The organism is Sneathiella chinensis (genome assembly GCF_012720115.1).
Taxonomy (GTDB): domain Bacteria; phylum Pseudomonadota; class Alphaproteobacteria; order Sneathiellales; family Sneathiellaceae; genus Sneathiella; species Sneathiella chinensis.
The window spans coordinates 800,167-817,843 of record NZ_VNWN01000002.1; the positions used below are offsets into that span (position 1 = coordinate 800,167).

16 protein-coding genes are annotated in these 17,677 nt (G+C 57.8%); 6 read left to right on the forward strand and 10 right to left on the reverse strand.

Annotated elements, in window-relative coordinates; translation table 11 throughout:
- Positions 1 to 68: 68 nt before the first annotated feature.
- Positions 69 to 779 carry a putative 2OG-Fe(II) oxygenase gene (locus FQB27_RS03865; protein WP_169559533.1) on the forward strand — a complete coding sequence of 237 codons (711 nt, stop codon included), beginning with the start codon at positions 69 to 71 and terminating at the stop codon, positions 777 to 779.
- An 8-nt stretch (positions 780 to 787) separates the two neighbouring features.
- On the opposite strand, the gene FQB27_RS03870 is transcribed toward FQB27_RS03865, so the two are convergent.
- A complete protein-coding gene (locus FQB27_RS03870; protein ID WP_169559534.1) occupies positions 788 to 1,021 on the reverse strand; it encodes an HP1242/YdcH family protein in 234 nt (77 codons plus the stop codon).
- Between the two features lie 148 nt (positions 1,022 to 1,169).
- Here FQB27_RS03870 and FQB27_RS03875 point away from each other — a divergent pair, with 148 nt between their 5' ends.
- The gene (locus tag FQB27_RS03875) at positions 1,170 to 1,751 is read left to right on the forward strand and encodes an HD domain-containing protein (protein WP_169559535.1); all 582 of its coding nucleotides are present in this window, start codon (positions 1,170 to 1,172) and stop codon (positions 1,749 to 1,751) included.
- Positions 1,752 to 1,762: 11 nt separating this feature from the next.
- Here the strand turns inward: FQB27_RS03875 and FQB27_RS03880 are convergent, their stop codons facing one another.
- The gene (locus tag FQB27_RS03880; RefSeq protein WP_169559536.1) at positions 1,763 to 2,386 is read right to left on the reverse strand and encodes a cation efflux transmembrane domain-containing protein; all 624 of its coding nucleotides are present in this window, start codon (positions 2,384 to 2,386) and stop codon (positions 1,763 to 1,765) included.
- Between the two features lie 84 nt (positions 2,387 to 2,470).
- Here FQB27_RS03880 and FQB27_RS03885 point away from each other — a divergent pair, with 84 nt between their 5' ends.
- A complete protein-coding gene (locus FQB27_RS03885; RefSeq protein ID WP_169559537.1) occupies positions 2,471 to 2,890 on the forward strand; it encodes a MerR family transcriptional regulator in 420 nt (139 codons plus the stop codon).
- A 28-nt stretch (positions 2,891 to 2,918) separates the two neighbouring features.
- On the opposite strand, the gene FQB27_RS03890 is transcribed toward FQB27_RS03885, so the two are convergent.
- The 8 genes from FQB27_RS03890 to FQB27_RS03925 all read right to left on the reverse strand — a co-directional run bounded on the left by FQB27_RS03890 (position 2,919) and on the right by FQB27_RS03925 (position 13,358).
- Positions 2,919 to 3,950 (reverse strand): DUF2804 domain-containing protein, encoded by a 1,032-nt coding sequence (locus FQB27_RS03890; RefSeq protein WP_169559538.1) that lies wholly within the window; start codon positions 3,948 to 3,950, stop codon positions 2,919 to 2,921.
- Between the two features lie 63 nt (positions 3,951 to 4,013).
- A complete protein-coding gene (locus tag FQB27_RS03895) occupies positions 4,014 to 4,943 on the reverse strand; it encodes a DMT family transporter (RefSeq protein ID WP_206374276.1) in 930 nt (309 codons plus the stop codon).
- Between the two features lie 85 nt (positions 4,944 to 5,028).
- Complete coding sequence (locus FQB27_RS03900) at positions 5,029 to 6,987, reverse strand: acetyl/propionyl/methylcrotonyl-CoA carboxylase subunit alpha (RefSeq protein ID WP_169559539.1); 1,959 nt, start codon at positions 6,985 to 6,987, stop codon at positions 5,029 to 5,031.
- Positions 6,984 to 8,843 (reverse strand): acyclic terpene utilization AtuA family protein, encoded by a 1,860-nt coding sequence (locus FQB27_RS03905; protein WP_169559540.1) that lies wholly within the window; start codon positions 8,841 to 8,843, stop codon positions 6,984 to 6,986. The genes FQB27_RS03900 and FQB27_RS03905 overlap by 4 nt, the downstream gene beginning before the upstream one ends.
- Positions 8,840 to 9,652 carry an enoyl-CoA hydratase/isomerase family protein gene (locus FQB27_RS03910; RefSeq protein ID WP_169559541.1) on the reverse strand — a complete coding sequence of 271 codons (813 nt, stop codon included), beginning with the start codon at positions 9,650 to 9,652 and terminating at the stop codon, positions 8,840 to 8,842. The genes FQB27_RS03905 and FQB27_RS03910 overlap by 4 nt, the downstream gene beginning before the upstream one ends.
- Before the next feature lie 2 nt (positions 9,653 to 9,654).
- The gene (locus FQB27_RS03915; RefSeq protein ID WP_169559542.1) at positions 9,655 to 10,821 is read right to left on the reverse strand and encodes an acyl-CoA dehydrogenase family protein; all 1,167 of its coding nucleotides are present in this window, start codon (positions 10,819 to 10,821) and stop codon (positions 9,655 to 9,657) included.
- Between the two features lie 38 nt (positions 10,822 to 10,859).
- Positions 10,860 to 12,482 (reverse strand): acyl-CoA carboxylase subunit beta, encoded by a 1,623-nt coding sequence (locus FQB27_RS03920; RefSeq protein ID WP_169559543.1) that lies wholly within the window; start codon positions 12,480 to 12,482, stop codon positions 10,860 to 10,862.
- 3 nt (positions 12,483 to 12,485) lie between these two features.
- Entirely contained in the window at positions 12,486 to 13,358 is an 873-nt protein-coding gene (locus FQB27_RS03925; protein ID WP_169559544.1) for an SDR family oxidoreductase, read from the reverse strand.
- Between the two features lie 119 nt (positions 13,359 to 13,477).
- On the opposite strand from FQB27_RS03925, the gene FQB27_RS03930 reads away from it, so the two are divergent.
- The 3 genes from FQB27_RS03930 (at position 13,478) to FQB27_RS03940 (ending at position 17,588) form a co-directional block, all read left to right on the forward strand.
- A complete protein-coding gene (locus FQB27_RS03930) occupies positions 13,478 to 14,254 on the forward strand; it encodes an IclR family transcriptional regulator (protein ID WP_169559545.1) in 777 nt (258 codons plus the stop codon).
- Between the two features lie 102 nt (positions 14,255 to 14,356).
- Positions 14,357 to 17,104, forward strand: coding sequence for a hybrid sensor histidine kinase/response regulator (locus FQB27_RS03935; RefSeq protein WP_169559546.1), 2,748 nt, complete (start codon positions 14,357 to 14,359; stop codon positions 17,102 to 17,104).
- 271 nt (positions 17,105 to 17,375) lie between these two features.
- Complete coding sequence (locus tag FQB27_RS03940; RefSeq protein ID WP_169559547.1) at positions 17,376 to 17,588, forward strand: cold-shock protein; 213 nt, start codon at positions 17,376 to 17,378, stop codon at positions 17,586 to 17,588.
- Positions 17,589 to 17,677 lie beyond the last annotated feature (89 nt).

Genomic DNA, 17,677 nt, shown 5'->3' on the forward strand with positions numbered 1-17,677 from the left:
TTCGAGGTTAAATTTTTTAGTCGTTTCTGATAAGAGTCCGCTCGTTGATAGGGAAACCCGAGGAATCAATGAGCAAGCTCGATCCGGCCAAGGAAAAGTACCGTGGAAAATTCCTGCTTCCAAAAGGGCAGTTTGTGGAAACGCCCGAGAAGAATATTGCCCTGACCCATTTTCAGGACATGGAAGACATGAACCGTTCGTTGGCGGCGTATCTGATCGAACGGGAACAGGATAAACTGGGGCGCGAGGGCAAGCAGTCCTTTTCAAAAAGCACGAAAATTCATCATGTGGATGCCTGGGATGCGCCGGGCGCGCGTTTTGTGGATGAACGGGCGAAGGCCCTGTTCCGGTTGATCACCGGACTGGATCAGGCGGTTGTGGACCTGAGTTGGGCGAATATCTATCGGCAGGGGGATTACATCATGCCCCACGCCCATTCCCGCTCCATGGGGTCTGTTGTTTATGTGGTGTCAATGGGGGACGAGGATGAGACCGACCCCATGTCCGGAAAGTTTGTCATCTCGGATCCGCGCTTGCCGCTTTGTTGTCAGGCGGATGGCCGGTATATGAGCAACACTTACATGCCGTCCCTTGGTGCCGGTTCCATGATCGTTTTCCCGGCCAGTGTTGTGCATATGGTGACCCCCTATCGGGGCAAGAGCCCCAGAATCACGCTGGCATGGAATATCAACAATGTGGCCCTCAAGCCCAGAACCGAGCGCGAGAGTTACGGGATCCCGCCGCATCCGGGTAAGGCGAAACCCCGTTCCCTGACGTGATTTGAGACCTATTTCAGATAGGTTGCGATTTCATCTTTCAGGGCCAGCCGCTGGCGGCGAAGCTGCTTTTCATAGCCCTCGTCAGCGGGGGCGACATTGGTTTCAATCCGGTGAATTTCCCGGTTTACGGTGTGGTACTCGTCGGTCAGTTTTGAAAAATGCCCATCCGCCTGATTCAGCTTCTGGATAGCCTCTTTCTGGCCGGGGAATTCTTCCATCAATTCATGGGGTACGTGTGACATGCGCGGCTCCTTCGTTGGGTTGTTTTATCCAGAATAGAAACGCGCCCGAACCCTGCCATTGATGGGAATCAATTTTGGGGTGGAGTTGTGATGCGAGATAAAGCACACTGATGCCAACAACCAACAACAACCGAAAAAGGGAAGCATGATGACTGACATGACTGATGAAAGAGCCAGCTTCACGGCGATGACCGAAGGCACGCCGGAAGACTATCAGATCATTTCCAAAAGTTTTGGAGCCTATTCAAAGGAGTTGCCTGACCGTGTTCTGGAGCATCTGAATATTCTGTCTGGCGATTTTGGGGGGTTCCCGGTCGATCGGCTGGAACATTCGCTGCAATGCGCTACCCGTGCCCACCGCGATGGCCGGGACGAGGAATATGTTGTCATGGCCTTGCTGCATGACATCGGCGATACGCTGGGTTCCTATAACCATGCGGATATTGCCGCTGCCATCCTGCAACCGTTCCTGTCCGAGCAGAACTACTGGATCGTCAAGAACCACGGCATTTTCCAGGGCTATTATTTCTTCCATCATATGGGGCTGGACCGGAATATGCGCGATCAGTTCGCGGATAACCCGCATTTCGATGCCTGCGCGGAATTCTGTGAGAAATACGACCAGACTGCTTTTGATCCGGAATACGAGTCAGAGCCGCTCAGCTTCTTTGAGCCGATGGTCCGGCGGGTCATGGCGAAGCCAAAGAACTCCATTTACCGCCGGAAGTAATCAGGGACCTGTCAGGTAACCGTTTCGGTCATCCGCCGCTCAGACAATGCGTGGCGGATGATCTGCACGGAAGACCAGAGGAACAGGCCCGCCATGAGGGCCGCAACAATCAGGTCGGGCCACGCCGATGTGGTGCCCCACACCCCCGCCGCCGCCAGCATGACAGCCACATTCCCGATGGCATCATTGCGCGAACAGAGCCAGACAGAGCGAACGTTTGAATCGCCATCCTTGAAATTCATCAGCAACAGGACGCTCAGCAGGTTGGCCGCAAGGGCCAGAAAGCCGGTTGCGCCCATGACCGTTGCTTCCGGAAGGCCGGGAGACAGGGCCGTTGAAACCGTGGTGCCGAACACCCACAGGCCCATGACAGCCAGACTGATCCCCTTGGCAAGGGCCGCCAGCGACCGCACCCGCAGGGACATGCCGATCACGGCAAGGGAAATGCCGTAGGTCGCCGCATCTCCGAGAAAGTCGAGGGCATCTGCCTGCAGTGCCTTGGACTGGGCAAATTCCCCCGCCGTGATTTCCGTCACGAACATGGCCGCGTTTATGAATATGACGGCCCACAGGCGTTTCTTGTAGCTTGAGGACGTACCGTCGAAACTGCAATTATGTCCGCACCCAGCACCCATCGGGAAGCTCCACTTCTGTAATCTTGATTTACCAATATCCCTAACCTAATGTCTCTAGTAGCTATAGGTTCAAGAGGTTTTTTTATGTTTTCCATTGGTGACATGTCGAAACAGTCCGGGGTCAAGGTTCCCACCATCCGGTATTACGAGCAGATTGGCCTGATTTCCCCCCGTGTGCGGTCGGAAGGAAACCAGCGCCGTTATGGGGAGCGGGAGCGGGATCAACTGGTTTTCATCAAGCATGCCCGGGATCTTGGTCTGCACCTGAATGCCATTCGGGAGTTGCTGGAACTGGATAGCGATCCTGAAAAGCCCTGTCTGCATGCGGATGAACTGGCGCGTGAGCATCTTGCCGGTGTCCGCAAAAGGATCGGCCAGTTGCAAAAACTGGAACGGGAACTGGAGCGGATATCAGACTGCAAGGGGGATGGGACCGTGCGGGAATGTTATGTCCTGCAATCCCTGTCCGATCACGGAACCTGCGAAACCGAGCATCGGGACTAAAGTCAGAGGGAAGCCGTCACAGGGGGCGTTATATCCACCAGATGGCATACTGCCGTTCACAAAATCCCGGCAACGCGTGGATGTCGATCTTGTCCCCGCCGGGCAGGGTGACATGCCCGTTGAAGGTGCCGAAAAGCTGGTTGAAGTCGAAGGGGGTCTCAATGTCCCCGTTGCGCGCGGCATATTGCCCTTCGGGCGTAAAGGTGAGGGTGATCTCTCCGCCGCTGGAGGAAACCGTCCACGGGCGCATCAGATTGTCCAGATCATGATGGAACATCACCTGCGGAAGCGGAAAGCGGCGCCCGTCCAGCCAGACGGCATTTTCGGAATAGCCGGTTTCATTGACCCCATTTGACACGTTCAGGCCGATCGCTTGGCCCAACCCGCCCCGGCCGGTCAGGCAGGCCCAGTTCCAGAAGGTGTCGGGCCGCAGGAAGCCTGCCGTGAAATCGTGATGGGCAAAGGCATCGTTGGCGCCAAGGTCGGTAGTCTCGCCGCCCTGCTTGAGCCATCCACGGGCCGGAACCCCGGCAACCTTCTGGCAGTATGTCCAGCCATTCGGACCGGTTGGGGTGACCAACCGTAGAGCATCAAACGCGGGGGCCCCGTCCTGAAAGCTGACATCCAGAAGGTCGTTCCCGTCGAGGGTGATGGACAGGCTTTTTTCCGGGCCCGCGCAGGAAAAGCGGGCGGTCAGCCCATTGCCGGACAATTCCGTGATCCCATGATCCGGGTTCCGGGAAATCCTGTCCGCATCCGCAGCAGCAAGCCGGACACCGCGCTTCAGGAGGTTCCCTGTCTGGCGGTTATAGAGATAGAAGAACAGGGTCGGAACACCGCTGGCAAGGGTCAGGCTGCAGCCTGAATAATATCCGGCAGAAACAAATCCCATGAAGTGAAAATGAACAAAGCGGCGATCCCGTTCCGCAGTGGGCAGGATATCGCGCAAGGGGGAGCGCAACCGGTAATCCCGATAATTGACCAGCCCGACCGGCGCCGTGTGAAAGCCGTGGCGAATAGCGCCGTCTTCATCGATCAGTTTTCCCGTGTCTTTCGTCATCTGGAATTCCAATTCAAATGGGCTGGGATCGGGGCCGCTGGTCGCGGCCATGCCAAACCGGTGTTAGAGCGGCGCCTCCGACTCCTTGCTGGGGGGCTGTTTGTTCTGTGCCTTTGAGACTTTCATCTCGCGGTGGGCAATATAGGTGGTGGCAGAAATGATCAGCCCGCCGCCAAGGATGACATAGGGGTCAACCGGTTCCCCGAACAAAGCCATACCCAGAATTACGGCCCAGACCAGTTGCAGGAAGTTCAGCGGTTGCGTCAGGGTGATGGGGGCGGCCTGCAGGGCGCGGGTCATGGTGTAATGCCCCGCCGTTGCCAATGCCGCCGTCAGGGCCAGCCACAGGGTTTCCTCAAGGGTCAGGGGGCGCCACTGATAGATGGCCCCCGGCAGCAGGGTCAGCATGCAGAACACCGACAGCATCCCCACAATGACCGAGGATTTCTGCGTGCCCGTCAGTTTCTTGGCAATCAGGAACGAGGCCGCAAACAGGGGCGTGGCACAGAGCTGCGACAGCTGCCCGAGATTGAGATCCTGAAAGCCGGGCCGAAGGATAATAAGCGTGCCGATGCAGCCGATGATAACACCGGTCACACGGCGGATCTGAAGCCGTTCCCCAAGGAACAGGGCCGCGCCGATGGTCACAAAGATAGGGGCCGCATATCCAATGGCGGTGACCTCGGCGATGGGGATGCGGGCCATGGCATAGAACCACAAGATTACCCCAAGGCCGTGGATGATCCCCCGGATGGTGAAGAGTTTGATAATCTTCCCGCTGGGAGGGGACTTAAACATCTGCAGCAGAAACGGCATGATGAACAGGACGCCGAACAGGTAGCGGACGAAGGCAGCCTGCATGGCGGGTACATCCGTCCCAAGATGACGGACAATGCCGGTCATTCCCACAAACAGAAAACTTGTAATAACCATCCAGAAGACACCCTGAAAGGCGGCACTCCGGTTGAGAAGGGAAAGAGAAGGCACGGTCATTCCTTATTCTTATTTTAGGCGATCATCCGGCAATAAACCTGTCTTGTCCAGTAATTTGCATGATACGGGTAAAAGACCCGCCTCCCTAGTCTTCGGCTTCGAGGGCGAGCAGGATATCTCCCCGCGCCACCTGATCCCCGATCCGGGCGGAAACACGATCCACCTTTGCATCGCGGGGCACACAAAGACGGTGCTCCATCTTCATGGCTTCCAGAAGAATGACCGCTTGTCCCTTGTCGACCCGATCTCCCGCTTGTGCCTCTACGGCAATGATCTTGCCTGCCATGGGGGCGACAATCGTATTGTCCGATGCGCCGTCCCCGTCCCGCTCGGCGGCGAAAGGATTGGCGGTCAGGGCCAGCGTGTGCTCCCCAAAATCCAGAACGGTTTCGCCATTTTCCTCCCAGAAAGTGAAGGGATGGGCCTGATCGTCGATCCAGCCGATCATGGAATGGGGCCCCGTCTCCTCGAACCGGATATCCAGAATCACCGCACTGTCCGGGTCCTGATACCGGACCCGGTCGCCGTCGATGGACACCTGACAGGATTTCAGGGTGTCTTCGATCTTGTAATGCCAGTGGCGGAACGGGTTGCCCAGACTTGACCAATCGGTTGGGCCAGACTGCCATTTCCGGCACTCGACCAGATAGGTTGAGGCCACGGCCACCTGCTCAAGAGGGTGGGGGACAGGGGCCTTGGGTTCGTCCAGAAGGCGGGCAATGAAACCGGTATCCAGTTCGTTGTCCCGGAAATAGTCATGTTCAAGGCAACGGAGCAGGAAGGCGCAGTTGGTTCTGAAACCGGCCAGCCTTTGCCCCCGAAGGGCCTTTGCCAGACGCCGTCTTGCCTGTTCGCGGCTTTCCCCCCATGCAATGACCTTGGCAATCATGGGATCATAGCGGGCGGAGATGTCGCGCCCCGGAACAATCATGTGATCATTGCGGATATGGGGCAGGGTGGCCGGGGACCATTCCAGAACCGTTCCTGTTTGCGGCAGGAAGTTTTCGTCCGGGTCTTCGGCATAGAGGCGAACCTCGATGGCGTGCCCTGTGAAGGTGATGTCCGCCTGTTCTTTGGGCAGGGGGGCGTCGCTGGCAATGCGGAACTGCCAGTCCACCAGATCGATCCCGGTAATATATTCGGTGACCGGATGCTCCACCTGCAGGCGGGTGTTCATTTCGATGAAATAGTATTCCCCCGACGGCAGCATCAGGAACTCGACCGTTCCGACACCGCGATAATTGATGCTGCGGGCGGCCTGAACGGCATCCGCCCCAAGGCGTTCGCGAAGGTCTTCTTCCAGAACCGTTGAGGGGGCTTCCTCGATGACTTTCTGGTTGCGACGCTGACATGTGCAGTCCCGTTCGAACAGGTGAACCACATTGCCATGGGCATCCGCAGCAACCTGCACCTCGATATGGCGCACCGTGGTCAGGGCTTTTTCCAGAATGACGGCATCAGACCCGAAGGCTGAGGCGGCCTCGGCCCTTGCAGAAGCCAGCAGGCTTTCGAAATCATTCATATCCTCGACCAGACGCATGCCGCGACCGCCGCCGCCTGCGGCCGCCTTGATCAGGACCGGCAGGCCGATTTTTTCGGCTTCGATGGCAAGTGTTTCGTCGGACTGATCCGCGCCGTTATAGCCCGGAATGCAGGGCACGCCGTTCTCGATCATCTTCTGTTTGGCGGCGCCCTTGTCCCCCATCAGGCGGATGGCGTCCGCATCCGGCCCCATGAAGGTGATGCCCGCCTTTTGGCAAGCCGCAGCGAATTCCGGGTTTTCCGACAGGAAGCCGTATCCGGGATGGATGGCATCCACCTGTTCGGCCCGGGCCACAGTGATGATCCGCTCAATATCCAGATAGGGTTCCCCATGACCCGGAAGGTCCGGCAAAAAGACAGCCTTGTCCGCCAGTTGGGTATGGGGGGTGCCCCGATCGGTTTCCGTAAAGAGGGAGACCGTTCTGATCCCCATTTTTTCAGCGGTTTTGATAATGCGTGCGGCGATTTCACCGCGATTGGCAATGAGAACACTCTCTATCATGTTGACGCACTCCGACGGGCGTTTTGCTGTTGGGCCTGTTCCGCAAGGGACGCAGGAACCGGAACGGGCATGGCCAGAATTTGCTGGCCATAGGTCTTGGCCTGACTGTCCAGATGAAGCGACGAAGTGCCCCCGCCGCCAAGGCTGTTTTCAATCAGGAAGTTGAAGGCCCCCATTCCCGGAAGAGGGAACCGGGATGTGTCCCCCTTGGCGTTATGGGAAAACCATGCGCCGACAGCCTCCGGGGTGAGGGCCGCTGCGATGTAAGGGGTGTAATCCGGGCTTCGGGACAGGACGCCCACATTGGCGTGATTGCCCTTGTCGCCGCTTCTGGCGACGGCCAGATCAATCAGCGGAACAGAGACGGTGCCATCTTCATCAAGGCCGGTGGCCGGGGGCATCGTCATCGCGTCAGGTGTCGTGGCGGTGTCCGCCCCCGGTTCTGAAAAGGCGGGATGCTGTATCTGGTAAGGGATTTTTTCCCCATCCAGATAGACCGCTGGTGAGATGAAATCCTTGCCCAGCAGGAACGAGAACAGGGCTACAACCGGTGTGATCTTTGGCCGTCCCGCGGCCCCGCCGGAGCACCGCCCCGTGGTCATGGAGAGAGCAACACCCGTGGCCTCTTTCGAGAACAGATCAAGGGCTTCCCGGTTGTCATGCCGGACATCAAGGCGCATGGTGACTTCGCGGGCCTCGCTTTCCGGGGCATTTCTGTTGTCGCCCCAAAGGGTCTGGGCGCCGACCAGATGAATGGCCGTCTCCCGGTAGTCGCCAAGATTTCTTTCCCGGAACAGGCGGCGGGTCCGCTTCAACAGCGATTCCGCAAAGGCCCGGCCCTTGGCCGCCGCATCGAAGCCGGTGATGACTGTGGTTGCCGTGGACCGGTATCCGCTTCGGGTGGTGGCGGAGACTTTATACTGCCCGGTGGGGGCAAGTCCCCGAACGCCTTCGACAAGAACCGTGTTGGGGCCCGTTTCCGTCAGGGTGACCCCGGTAAAATCACAGATCACATCGGGAACGATATAGGCCGCCGGATCGCCAATTTCATAGAGGATTTGTTCCCCGACGGTCAGCCGGGAAACCAGTCCGCCCGTATTGTCCGGCTTGGTGATTGAAAAGGTCCCGTCCGCGTGGCATTCGGCGATGGGGTATCCCATATTGTCCCACCCATCGACCACATCCTGCCAATCGGTGAAATTGCCGCCGGTTGCCTGCGCGCCGCATTCGACAATATGTCCGGCCAGTGTGCCCGCGGCCAGCTTGTCGTAATCTTCCAGTGTCCAGCCGAACTCGTGGATCAGCGGGCCGAGGGTGACAGCGCTGTCAACGCAACGGCCGGTAATGACAATATCCGCCCCTGCATCAAGGGCCGCCGCGATGGGGAAGGCCCCAAGATAGGCATTGGCACTGATCAGGGAGGAGGGCATCGGTGCGCCGGTGAACATTTCCTTGATGTCCATGGCCTGCAGCTGGTCCTCCTGATCCATCAGGTCATCCCCTTCCACAAAGGCGATCCTGATATGGATATTCTGCTCCCGGGCGATCTTGGCGACAGCCTCGGCGCAGGCGCGGGTGTTGACGCCGCCGGCATTGGCGACGACCTTGATGCCCTTGGCCTTGATATCTTTCAGAAGCGGGCCCATGACCAGATCGACAAAGTCCCGGGCATATCCCAGTTCAGGGGATTTCTGCCGGGCCCGTGCCAGAATGGACATGGTGACCTCGGCCAGATAGTCGAACACCAGATAGTCAATATTCCCCTGCATGACCAGTTGCCGGGGGGCTTCCTGACTGTCCCCCCAATAGCCGGAGGCACCGCCAATGCGGATGGCTTTTCCTGTTGTCCCGGTCATTGTTCCACCTGCCATGAAGGTTTGCGTTTTTCGGCAAAGGCGGTTTGTCCTTCGATGCCTTCCGGGCTGCGGTTCAGGGCCGCAAATTTTTCTGCGGAATAGCGGATCATATCTTCGTCGGGGCGCTTGCCGACCTGCAACATGATGTCCTTGGTGGCCGCATTGGCCGCCGGTCCGCATTTGAGGACACGGGCCGCAACCTCTTCGGTGATGGCTTCCAGTTCTTCCGGTTCCGCCAGATATTGCCCGATCCCATATTCATAGGCGGCTTTCCCGTCGAAGCGTTCCGCCGTCAGGGCCAGTTGCCGCGCCCGGGTCAGGCCGATCCGCTTGACCACATAGGGCGCGATCTGGGCCGGGGCGACCCCAAGGGTGGTTTCCGGCATCCCCATACGGGCCGAGGTGGACAGGATGGTGATATCCGCAAGACAGGCATATCCCATACCGCCGCCAAAGGCGGACCCTTCCACAACGGCAATGGTGGTTTGCGGAAGATATTCGAACCGACGGAACATCAGGCCCGCATTGGCGTTCCGTTCTGCCAGCGGGTCGCCGCCATCCCCGGCGTCGGTCGTGGCCTGGTTCTTCCGTTCCTTGATATCTCCGCCCGCGCAGAAATGCCCGCCAGCCCCCCTGAGGACGACCAGCCTGATGTCCGGTGTGTTTTCCAGCCATTCAACGACGGCGGCAAATTCTGCGGCCATGGCGTTGTTGATGGCGTTTCTTTGTTCCGGTCGGTTGAAGGTGATGTCCAACCGTCCGTTCTTTTCCGCCAGCAGCAGAAACTCGGTCTTTGGAATCGCGTTCATGATCAGGCTCTCTTTTTCTTGCCGGGGTGAATGTTCATATGCTTGGCAATCACTTCCAGCATCACCTCGTTGGCGCCGCCCCCGATGGAGGTTACCCGCATGTCACGATAGGCCCGCGAGATGTAATTCTCGTTCATGACGCCCTGTCCGCCCCAGTATTGCAGACATTCCGTCGGAACGGTTATGGCCAGTCGGCCCAGAATATATTTCCCCATGGAGGCCAGCTTGGTTACATCCTCACCCGCCATATGCAGGTCGGTCGCCCGGTAGAGGAGAGAGCGAAGCGCCTCAATCTCTGCCGCAATGGAGGCCAGCTTGTGATAGACGGTCTGGTTGCTGAGGATCGAGGTGCCGAACACCTTGCGCTGTTCCGTGTATTCAATGGTGTCTTCCACGCACATTTCCAGGACGCGAATACCACGCGCAACCGCGAACAGGCGTTCTTCCTGAAACTGTTCCATCTGATAGACAAAGCCCTTGCCTTCTTCACCAATCCGGTTGCGCACGGGCACCCGGACATCATCAAAGAACAGCTCGGCCGTATCGGAACTCACCAGTCCCAGCTTGTCCAGCTTGCGGGAGACACTGACCCCTTTTGATTTCAGTGGCACAATGATCAGGGATTTGTTCCGGTGAATGGCGGTATCGTCCGATGTGTTGCACAGCAGGCAGATCCAGTCGCCCTGTACGCCATTGGTGATCCACATCTTGGAGCCGTTGATCACATAGTCGTCGCCGTCGCGGCGGGCGGTTGTCTTGATCTGGGCCACGTCCGACCCGGCGGAGTTTTCACTGACCCCGATGCAGCCGACCAGATTGCCGGCAATGGTGGGGGCCAGAAATTCCTCTTTCAGTTCTTTGCTGCCATGCTGGGCAAGGGCCGGGGTACACATGGTGGTCTGCACCCCGATAGAGGTGGAAACGCCGTTCCCGCGAATATTGCCAAGCGCCTCGGCAAACAGCATTTCATAGGAAAAGTCGAGGCCAAGGCCGCCATATTCAACGGGTTTTCCGATCCCCAGAAGCCCGGCATCGCCCAGCAGTTTCATCACTTCATGGGCAGGATAGATTTCCGCCTTTTCCCATTCGTCGATATAGGGATTGATGTGGTCTTCAATGATCCGCTTGGTGGTGCGCTGAAGTTCAAGATGTTCCTGTGTAAGCTGCATTTTCCCTGTCCCTTGTTCTTGTTTTTTGTTTTGGTTTTTTACAGGCGGGCAACGCCAAATGTGTTGGGCCGAACGTCCCGATGGCGGGCGCCGTTTGTAATGGCGAGGCATTCGCCCAGAATTTTGCGGGTGTCCCGGGGATCGATGATCCCGTCATCCCAAACCTGGGATGTGGCATAGAGCGCCGAGGATGTTGCGTCATAATGGGAGAGAATTTCTTCGCGCTGGGCGGTCATCTTGTCTTCATCCACATCAAGGCCGCGCCGCTCGGCGCTGCCGCGGGCAACAATTTCCAGAACCCCGGCAGCCTGTTCGCCGCCCATGACCGCGATACGGTGGTTGGGCCACGAGAACAGGAAGTCCGGATCATAGCCCCGGCCACACATGGCATAGTTCCCGGCCCCGAAAGAGGCGCCGACCATGATGGTGATGCGGGGAACGCGGGCGTTGGTGACGGCCTGAATCAGTTTGGACCCGTGCTTGATGATGCCAGCGGTTTCCGCATCCTTGCCGACGATGAAGCCGGTGGTGTTTTGCAGGAAGACCAGCGGTGTTTCCGCCTGATCGCAAAGCTGGATGAACTGGGCCGCCTTGACGGCGCCTTTTGCAGTGATCGGGCCATTATTGCCAATGATGCCGCAGCGGTACCCGTTCACATGGGCCCAGCCGCAAATGGTGAAGGGGTCGAAATCCTCCTTGAATTCAAGGAAGTCGGACCCATCGGCAACGCGGGCAATGATTTCCCGAACGTCTACCGGTTTCCGGTAATCGACCGGCACAACCCCCATCAGTTCCTCAGGGTCATAGAGGGGCGCGGGGGCCTCAAGCTGGCCCGTTCCCTCGGTTCGGGTTGGCCAGTTGGTGTTGCCAACCAAGTCCCGTGTCAGGGAAATGGCGTGGCGGTCATCTTCGGCCACCCATTCGGCGGTTCCGGCCACTTCGGCATGCATGGCGGCACCGCCCAGTTCTTCGTCGGTGGCAATTTCACCGGTCGCCATTTTAAGAAGCGGCGGGCCTGCCAGAAACATCTTGGCCTGATTGCGCACGGCAATGACATAATCGGACATGCCGGGAACATAGGCCCCGCCGGCGGTGGAACTGCCGTGAACCACGGTTACCTGCGGGATGCCGTCGGCGGACAAACGCGCCTGATTGGCAAACCGCCTGCCGCCAAGAACCGCAAAGGTCATATGCGTCAGGCGCAGGTTTCCGCCCCCGCTTTCCACCAGATTGACAACCGGCAGTTTCTGTTCGCGGGCGATCTGTTGCAGGCGGATGGTTTTCTGTGCCCCGGCCCATGTGCCGGTTCCGCCCTTGATGGCGCTGTCACTGGCGATCACGGCAACCCGCGTGCCGGCAACCTGCCCGATGCCGGTAATGACGCAGCCGCCCAGGACCTGATCCTTGCCATCGTCCTCGTGCAGGCCAAGCCCGGCAAGGGAGCTGAGAGCAAGGAAGGAACTGCCCGGATCCAGCAGGGCATCGATCCTCTCGCGGGGGAGCAGTTTGCCCGCCTTGTGGAACCGGTCCGCCTGACGGCCGCTCAGGTCCACGACTTTCTGTTCAAGGGTCCGCACATTTTCCAGCAGGGACAGCATGTCATTGCGGTTCTGCTCGAATTCCGGTGAACCGGTATCGATTTGGCTTTGCAGGGAAGGCATGGATTATCCCTTCACTTCTTTAAGAAAGTCCGAGTAAACGGCCCGGTGAAATCCTTCAAAGGCAGGCAGTTTGTCATGGTCCGGGATTTGATAGTTGATGGTGGTGTTGGGCACACCGCCATCGACGCGCAAGGTGGTGCCGGTGATGAAGGCCGCCGCCGGGGTCATCAGGAAGACGACAGCGGCGGAAACCTCGGCCTCTGTACCAAGGCGCTTGGTTGGCATTTTCTTGCTGCGTTCGCGGATCGACTTCTTGTGTTCCTCGCCATAGGTATCCAGCCCTGAGGAGGCGATGATGCCGGGTGCCACCGCGTTGACGCGCACCCCGTGATGGGCCCATTCCAGCGCGGCGGTCTTGGTGAAGTTCACCATGCCGGCACGCGCTGCCCCGGAATGACCCATGTTGGGCATGGAATGCCAGAAGTCGGCGACGATATTGACGATGGTGCCACCGGTTTCCTTCATGCTTTGAAGCAGGACCTCCCGGCTGACTAGAAACCCGCCGGTCAGGTTGTTGCGAACAACCGCTTCCCATCCGTTCAGGCTCAGATTCTCCAGCTTGACTGCAAACTGACCCCCGGCGTTGTTGACCAGATGATGGATGGGACCGTTCTCCTCGACGATCTCTGCGATGCTTTGCTTCACCGCCTCCTCGTTTCGGATATCAAAGGCCTTGGTTGCGGCCTGTCCGCCGTCTTCCTGAATTTCAGCCTGTACCGTGTCCAGTTTTTCCTGGGACCGGCCTGTCAGGACTATTTTTGCGCCAAGGGCAGCCAGTTCATGGGCGATGCATCGTCCAATGCCGCTGCCCCCACCTGTGACGATGATGGTCTGTCCGCTGAAAAGGTCAGGTTTGAATACTGAAGCGTAGTTCATGGGGCTCCCGTTTCTATGTCTGTTTCTTGTTCTTCTTTTTTCTGATGATCACAATTCATGCCAAAAAGATCAATGAAAAATATTTTGAATAAAGAATGATGATTTTGTATAGAAAATGAATGAAACTGGATTCGACAAAAAGACAGTCACAGGTCAAGCCTGTTGGGGCGGCCAAGCTGACAATCGAGATCATGCGGGCGCTGGCCCGGCATCGGGGGGCGATCGGTGTAACGCCGCTTGCCCGTCAGCTTGAGCGTTATCCGGGGACGGTTTATTCCATCCTGAAAACGCTGGAGGCAGAGGGGATCGTTGCATTCAACCGCCAGAGCAAGACCTACAAGCTGTCCCATGGGGGGATGCTGGAACTGACAGGATGGCGGAGCGGCGAGGAACTGCCGCAGCGTATCAGTCCGTTGCTGCTGGAGTTGTCCACTGAATTTGGTGTTTGTCTGTATTTGAGCCAGAAGGTGCGCGAGGATGCCATGGTGATCGTCGCCACGGCGGAACCGGACAAGCCGCTTGGTCTGTATGCGCGGGTCGGACATCGGTTTCCAACCGCGCTTGGGGGGACGGGACGCCTTCTTCTGGGGTGGGAGGGGGCAGACGATGCGGTCCTGAAAGCGGCCTATGACAAGTGGCGCTGGCCGGGTGACAAGCCCGACTTTCACTCATGGGCAGCCTGCATCCGGCAGGACAGTATTGCCGGTTTCTCCTATGAGGAAGACAGCGTGCCGGAAGGGCTGGCATCCCTTGCCGTGCCGGTGGCCACGCCCGGCGCCGAGATTAAATATATCCTGAATGCCATCGGTCCGCGGGGGGAAATCGCCGGCAAGAATCTGCCGGCCCTTGTGTCCGGGATGAAGGACCTCGCGGCGCGTTCCCTTATTCTGATTTAAAGAAAGCCTACATTAAAAAAGACTACTTCCCGAAGGCCCGATGAGATAGCCTAGCGTACTGACAGGGATGGGGGAGTTATGGAGTACAACGGAAACGATGCCTTGTTTCGATCTGTTCGGGCATTTTCCGAGTGGCAGGGCGCACCGCACAGGCCGCTGGAAGAGGCGCTTTCAATCCTTGTGGACGGTTTGCATCTTGAGGCAGCTAGCCTGATCCTCCGAAAAGGGGATCGCCAGTCTTCATTCCAGTTCCCGGCAGACACGATCGCCCCTTCTGTCCCGGTCAGATTGATGGACACGCTTGGTGAGGGGGCGGAATGGCAACCCTTGTTGGTGGCGGATCAATCCTCGCTTTTGGGGATAGGCCGAAAAGAGGGGAGCGCTGATGATGGGACCGAAACGGGCCTGCTGCTTTTGGGGACGAGGGCAAACGGGCTGAGTGAGGCGGAACTGCTTTTCCTTGAAACCGTTTTTCAGGGGTTCCTTCATCATTCCGGCCCGTCATCGGATCGGGAGGCGGGGCGCCTTGATCCCGCCCGGGAAGCGCTGCATTGCAATATAACGGAACTGGTGGAGGCCCGGCAATTGGCCGAGGCAAACGAGGCGCTGTTTCGGGAGTTGCTGGTCAGTGCGCCCGTTCCCATGACGCTGACCCTTCAGGACGAGATTGTTTACGCGAACGCCCTTGCTCACAAACTTCTGGGGGTGCCGGATGGTGAATTGATCGGACGACAGAGTCTGGATTTCTATTGGAACAGGGAGGATCGGAAAAAACTGCTGTCCGTTCTTCTCAAAGATTCCGAATGTGACATGCCGGGGCTGGAAATTCGGACAGCCGATGGACGGAAGAAGACAACCCACCTGATTTGCCGCAAGACAATGTATCAGGGGCAGATCGCGAATTTCGCCTCTTTCATGGATATTTCCGACTTTATCCGGACCAAGCGGGCGCTGGAACAAAGCGAGAAGCAGAACCGCGATCTTGTTTCCCTGATCCCGGATGCCCTTGTGGTGCAGGTCAAGGGGCGCATTGTCTTTCTGAATGAAAGCGCAGTGAGGATGTTCGGTTGGGAGGCAGAAGCGGATCTGATCGGGAGGGATAGCCTCGCGCTGGCCTATCCGGAGGATCGGGACCGGGTGCTTCAGTTGCGCCTGAGTGCTCTTGCCGGAAAAAATGCCCAGCTCGGGAATACCCGGCATGTGGACCGTTATGGCAAGATGTTCGATACCGAAATGTTCGTTCGCCCGGTGGAATGGGATGGGGAAGCTGGCACCATGTCGATCATCCGGGATGTTTCGGATCGTCACAGCTTTGAGGCTGAACTGATGCGGCGTGAACGGGAAATGTCCCTTGCTCAGGAAATCGGGAATTTCGGTCATTGGCGGGCCCATATCGATCAGGGAGAGGTTTACTGGTCCGAAAAGCTGTACCGGATACATGGGAGGGAGCCAGAAGAGGGCCCCCTGACGCTGGATCAGGGGTTGGCCATTGTCGCGGAAAAGGACCGCGCGATGATGAAGGAGACCGTCGTCAGAGCGCTGGAGACGGGAGAGGAACAGGATTTTGAGATTGAGGTGATGACCCGGCGTCCGGATGGCAATCCGATTGTCATGGCGGGAAGTATCCGCCCGGAACGGGATGAACTGGGCCGGGCCGTGGCCGTTTTTGGCGTGTCGCAGGACGTCACCGACCGCAGGCAGCTTGAGGAAAAATTGCGGCAATCCCAGAAGATGGAGGCCGTCGGCCAACTGACCGGAGGCGTGGCCCATGATTTCAATAACCTTCTGGCTGTCATTCGGGGGAATGCAGAACTTTTGGAAGGGGCCGGGACCGCGGGCGAGGCCGAGCAAGCCCGCCTTGCCGCCATTCTGCGGGCAACGGACCGGGGGGAGCGGTTGACCCGAAGTATGCTGGCCTTTTCACGGAAGCAGCAGTTGCAACCGGTGGTCACCCGATTGGACCGGCAGGTTCAGGACCTGATCGGGATGCTCGGTCGTCTTTTGGGGGAGCAGGTGGAAATTCGCTCTCGGTTTGATTCGGGGCTGTGGTCCTGTGTTGCCGATCCGGGGCAGGTGGAAAATGCCCTTCTCAATCTGGTCCTGAATGCCCGGGATGCCATGCCGGGGGGCGGCATTCTGACCATCTCGGCCGAAAACAGTTCCCTGTCCCCAAGGGAGGCATCGGAATTTACGGATGTAAAGGCGGGGAAATATGTGCGCCTGTCTGTCCGGGATACGGGGGCGGGCATCTCCGAAGATATCCTTGAGCATGTTTTCGAACCTTTTTTCACCACCAAGGAGACAGGCCGGGGAACCGGGCTGGGCCTGTCCATGGTTTATGGTTTCGCCAAGCAGTCCGGCGGGCATGTGACCATTCGTTCGGTCCCGGCGGAGGGGACGGTTGTCTCGATTTATTTGCCGGAAACAGGATCAGAGCTTCTGCCTGAAAGCAGGCCTCGGGACGTGGTGTCGGATCTGGACGGTATCCGTGTGTTGCTGGTGGAGGATGATGAGGACCTGCGGGAGTTGACGGCGCATTTGCTCAAGAAATCGGGGGCGACCGTTTTCGAGGCGAATGCCGGGGCCGCGGCCTTGCATCTGGTGCAGGAAAAGGGGCTTGTGCCGGATGTCCTGTTGTCTGACGTGATCCTTCCGGGAGGGATGAACGGCCCTGCAATCGCGGATGAGCTTTGCCGGGGACAACCCGGCCTGAAGGTCGTTTTCATGTCTGGCTATACGGAAGATGCCTTTGCGGATGCCCTGAAAGGCGGGGCTGATTCACCCTTGCTCAACAAACCATTTCACCATGCGCAACTGGTCGAGAGAATCCGGTCTGTTCTGCAAGGCTGATTGTGTATTCTGTTTGCTGAAAACACCGGTAAATGGCGTAAAAACGGCGGAATTTGAGGAAAGTTTCCGCTTCGGCGGACAAAATCGAGGCTGGAGAAATATTTCATTTGCTTGTAATCTAAGAGTGCATTAATGCTCTCTAACTTACAACGTCGAATTTCTCCTAATGACTAAAGCTTTGTGTATGGTCATGTGTGTTTTCTGACTTTGTGAAGACTTGAACTACCGCATCGTTTGACGATGCACACTACTGTCATGAAAGGAAGCAAGCATGGCGATCACTGGTACAGTTAAATTTTTCAATGCAACTAAAGGCTATGGTTTCATCGAACCTGAAGATGGATCCAAGGATGCATTCGTGCATATCAGCGCCGTAGAGCGTTCTGGTCTGCCGGGGCTTCAGGAAGGCCAGAAAGTTCGCTATGAGCTGGTACCTGGTCGCGGCGGCAAGGTCGCTGCTGAAAATCTGTCACTTGTGGACTAACATCCTCCAAGCCAGATTGGTATACTGAAAAATGAAAGGGCGCTGCTATCGGCGCCCTTCTTCGTTTTTGGCCTTGTTTTTGAGAAAAA

Coding starts and splice junctions, on each gene's coding strand:
- FQB27_RS03890 (WP_169559538.1), bottom strand. CDS start 3,950: ATGACGAAAGACACGGGAAAACTGATCGATGAAGACGGCGCTATTCGC.
- FQB27_RS03865 (WP_169559533.1), top strand. CDS start 69: ATGAGCAAGCTCGATCCGGCCAAGGAAAAGTACCGTGGAAAATTCCTG.
- FQB27_RS03885 (WP_169559537.1), top strand. CDS start 2,471: ATGTTTTCCATTGGTGACATGTCGAAACAGTCCGGGGTCAAGGTTCCC.
- FQB27_RS03940 (WP_169559547.1), top strand. CDS start 17,376: ATGGCGATCACTGGTACAGTTAAATTTTTCAATGCAACTAAAGGCTAT.
- FQB27_RS03900 (WP_169559539.1), bottom strand. CDS start 6,987: ATGATAGAGAGTGTTCTCATTGCCAATCGCGGTGAAATCGCCGCACGC.
- FQB27_RS03920 (WP_169559543.1), bottom strand. CDS start 12,482: ATGCCTTCCCTGCAAAGCCAAATCGATACCGGTTCACCGGAATTCGAG.
- FQB27_RS03905 (WP_169559540.1), bottom strand. CDS start 8,843: ATGACCGGGACAACAGGAAAAGCCATCCGCATTGGCGGTGCCTCCGGC.
- FQB27_RS03870 (WP_169559534.1), bottom strand. CDS start 1,021: ATGTCACACGTACCCCATGAATTGATGGAAGAATTCCCCGGCCAGAAA.
- FQB27_RS03910 (WP_169559541.1), bottom strand. CDS start 9,652: ATGAACGCGATTCCAAAGACCGAGTTTCTGCTGCTGGCGGAAAAGAAC.
- FQB27_RS03925 (WP_169559544.1), bottom strand. CDS start 13,358: ATGAACTACGCTTCAGTATTCAAACCTGACCTTTTCAGCGGACAGACC.
- FQB27_RS03875 (WP_169559535.1), top strand. CDS start 1,170: ATGACTGACATGACTGATGAAAGAGCCAGCTTCACGGCGATGACCGAA.
- FQB27_RS03880 (WP_169559536.1), bottom strand. CDS start 2,386: ATGGGTGCTGGGTGCGGACATAATTGCAGTTTCGACGGTACGTCCTCA.
- FQB27_RS03915 (WP_169559542.1), bottom strand. CDS start 10,821: ATGCAGCTTACACAGGAACATCTTGAACTTCAGCGCACCACCAAGCGG.
- FQB27_RS03930 (WP_169559545.1), top strand. CDS start 13,478: ATGAAACTGGATTCGACAAAAAGACAGTCACAGGTCAAGCCTGTTGGG.
- FQB27_RS03895 (WP_206374276.1), bottom strand. CDS start 4,943: ATGACCGTGCCTTCTCTTTCCCTTCTCAACCGGAGTGCCGCCTTTCAG.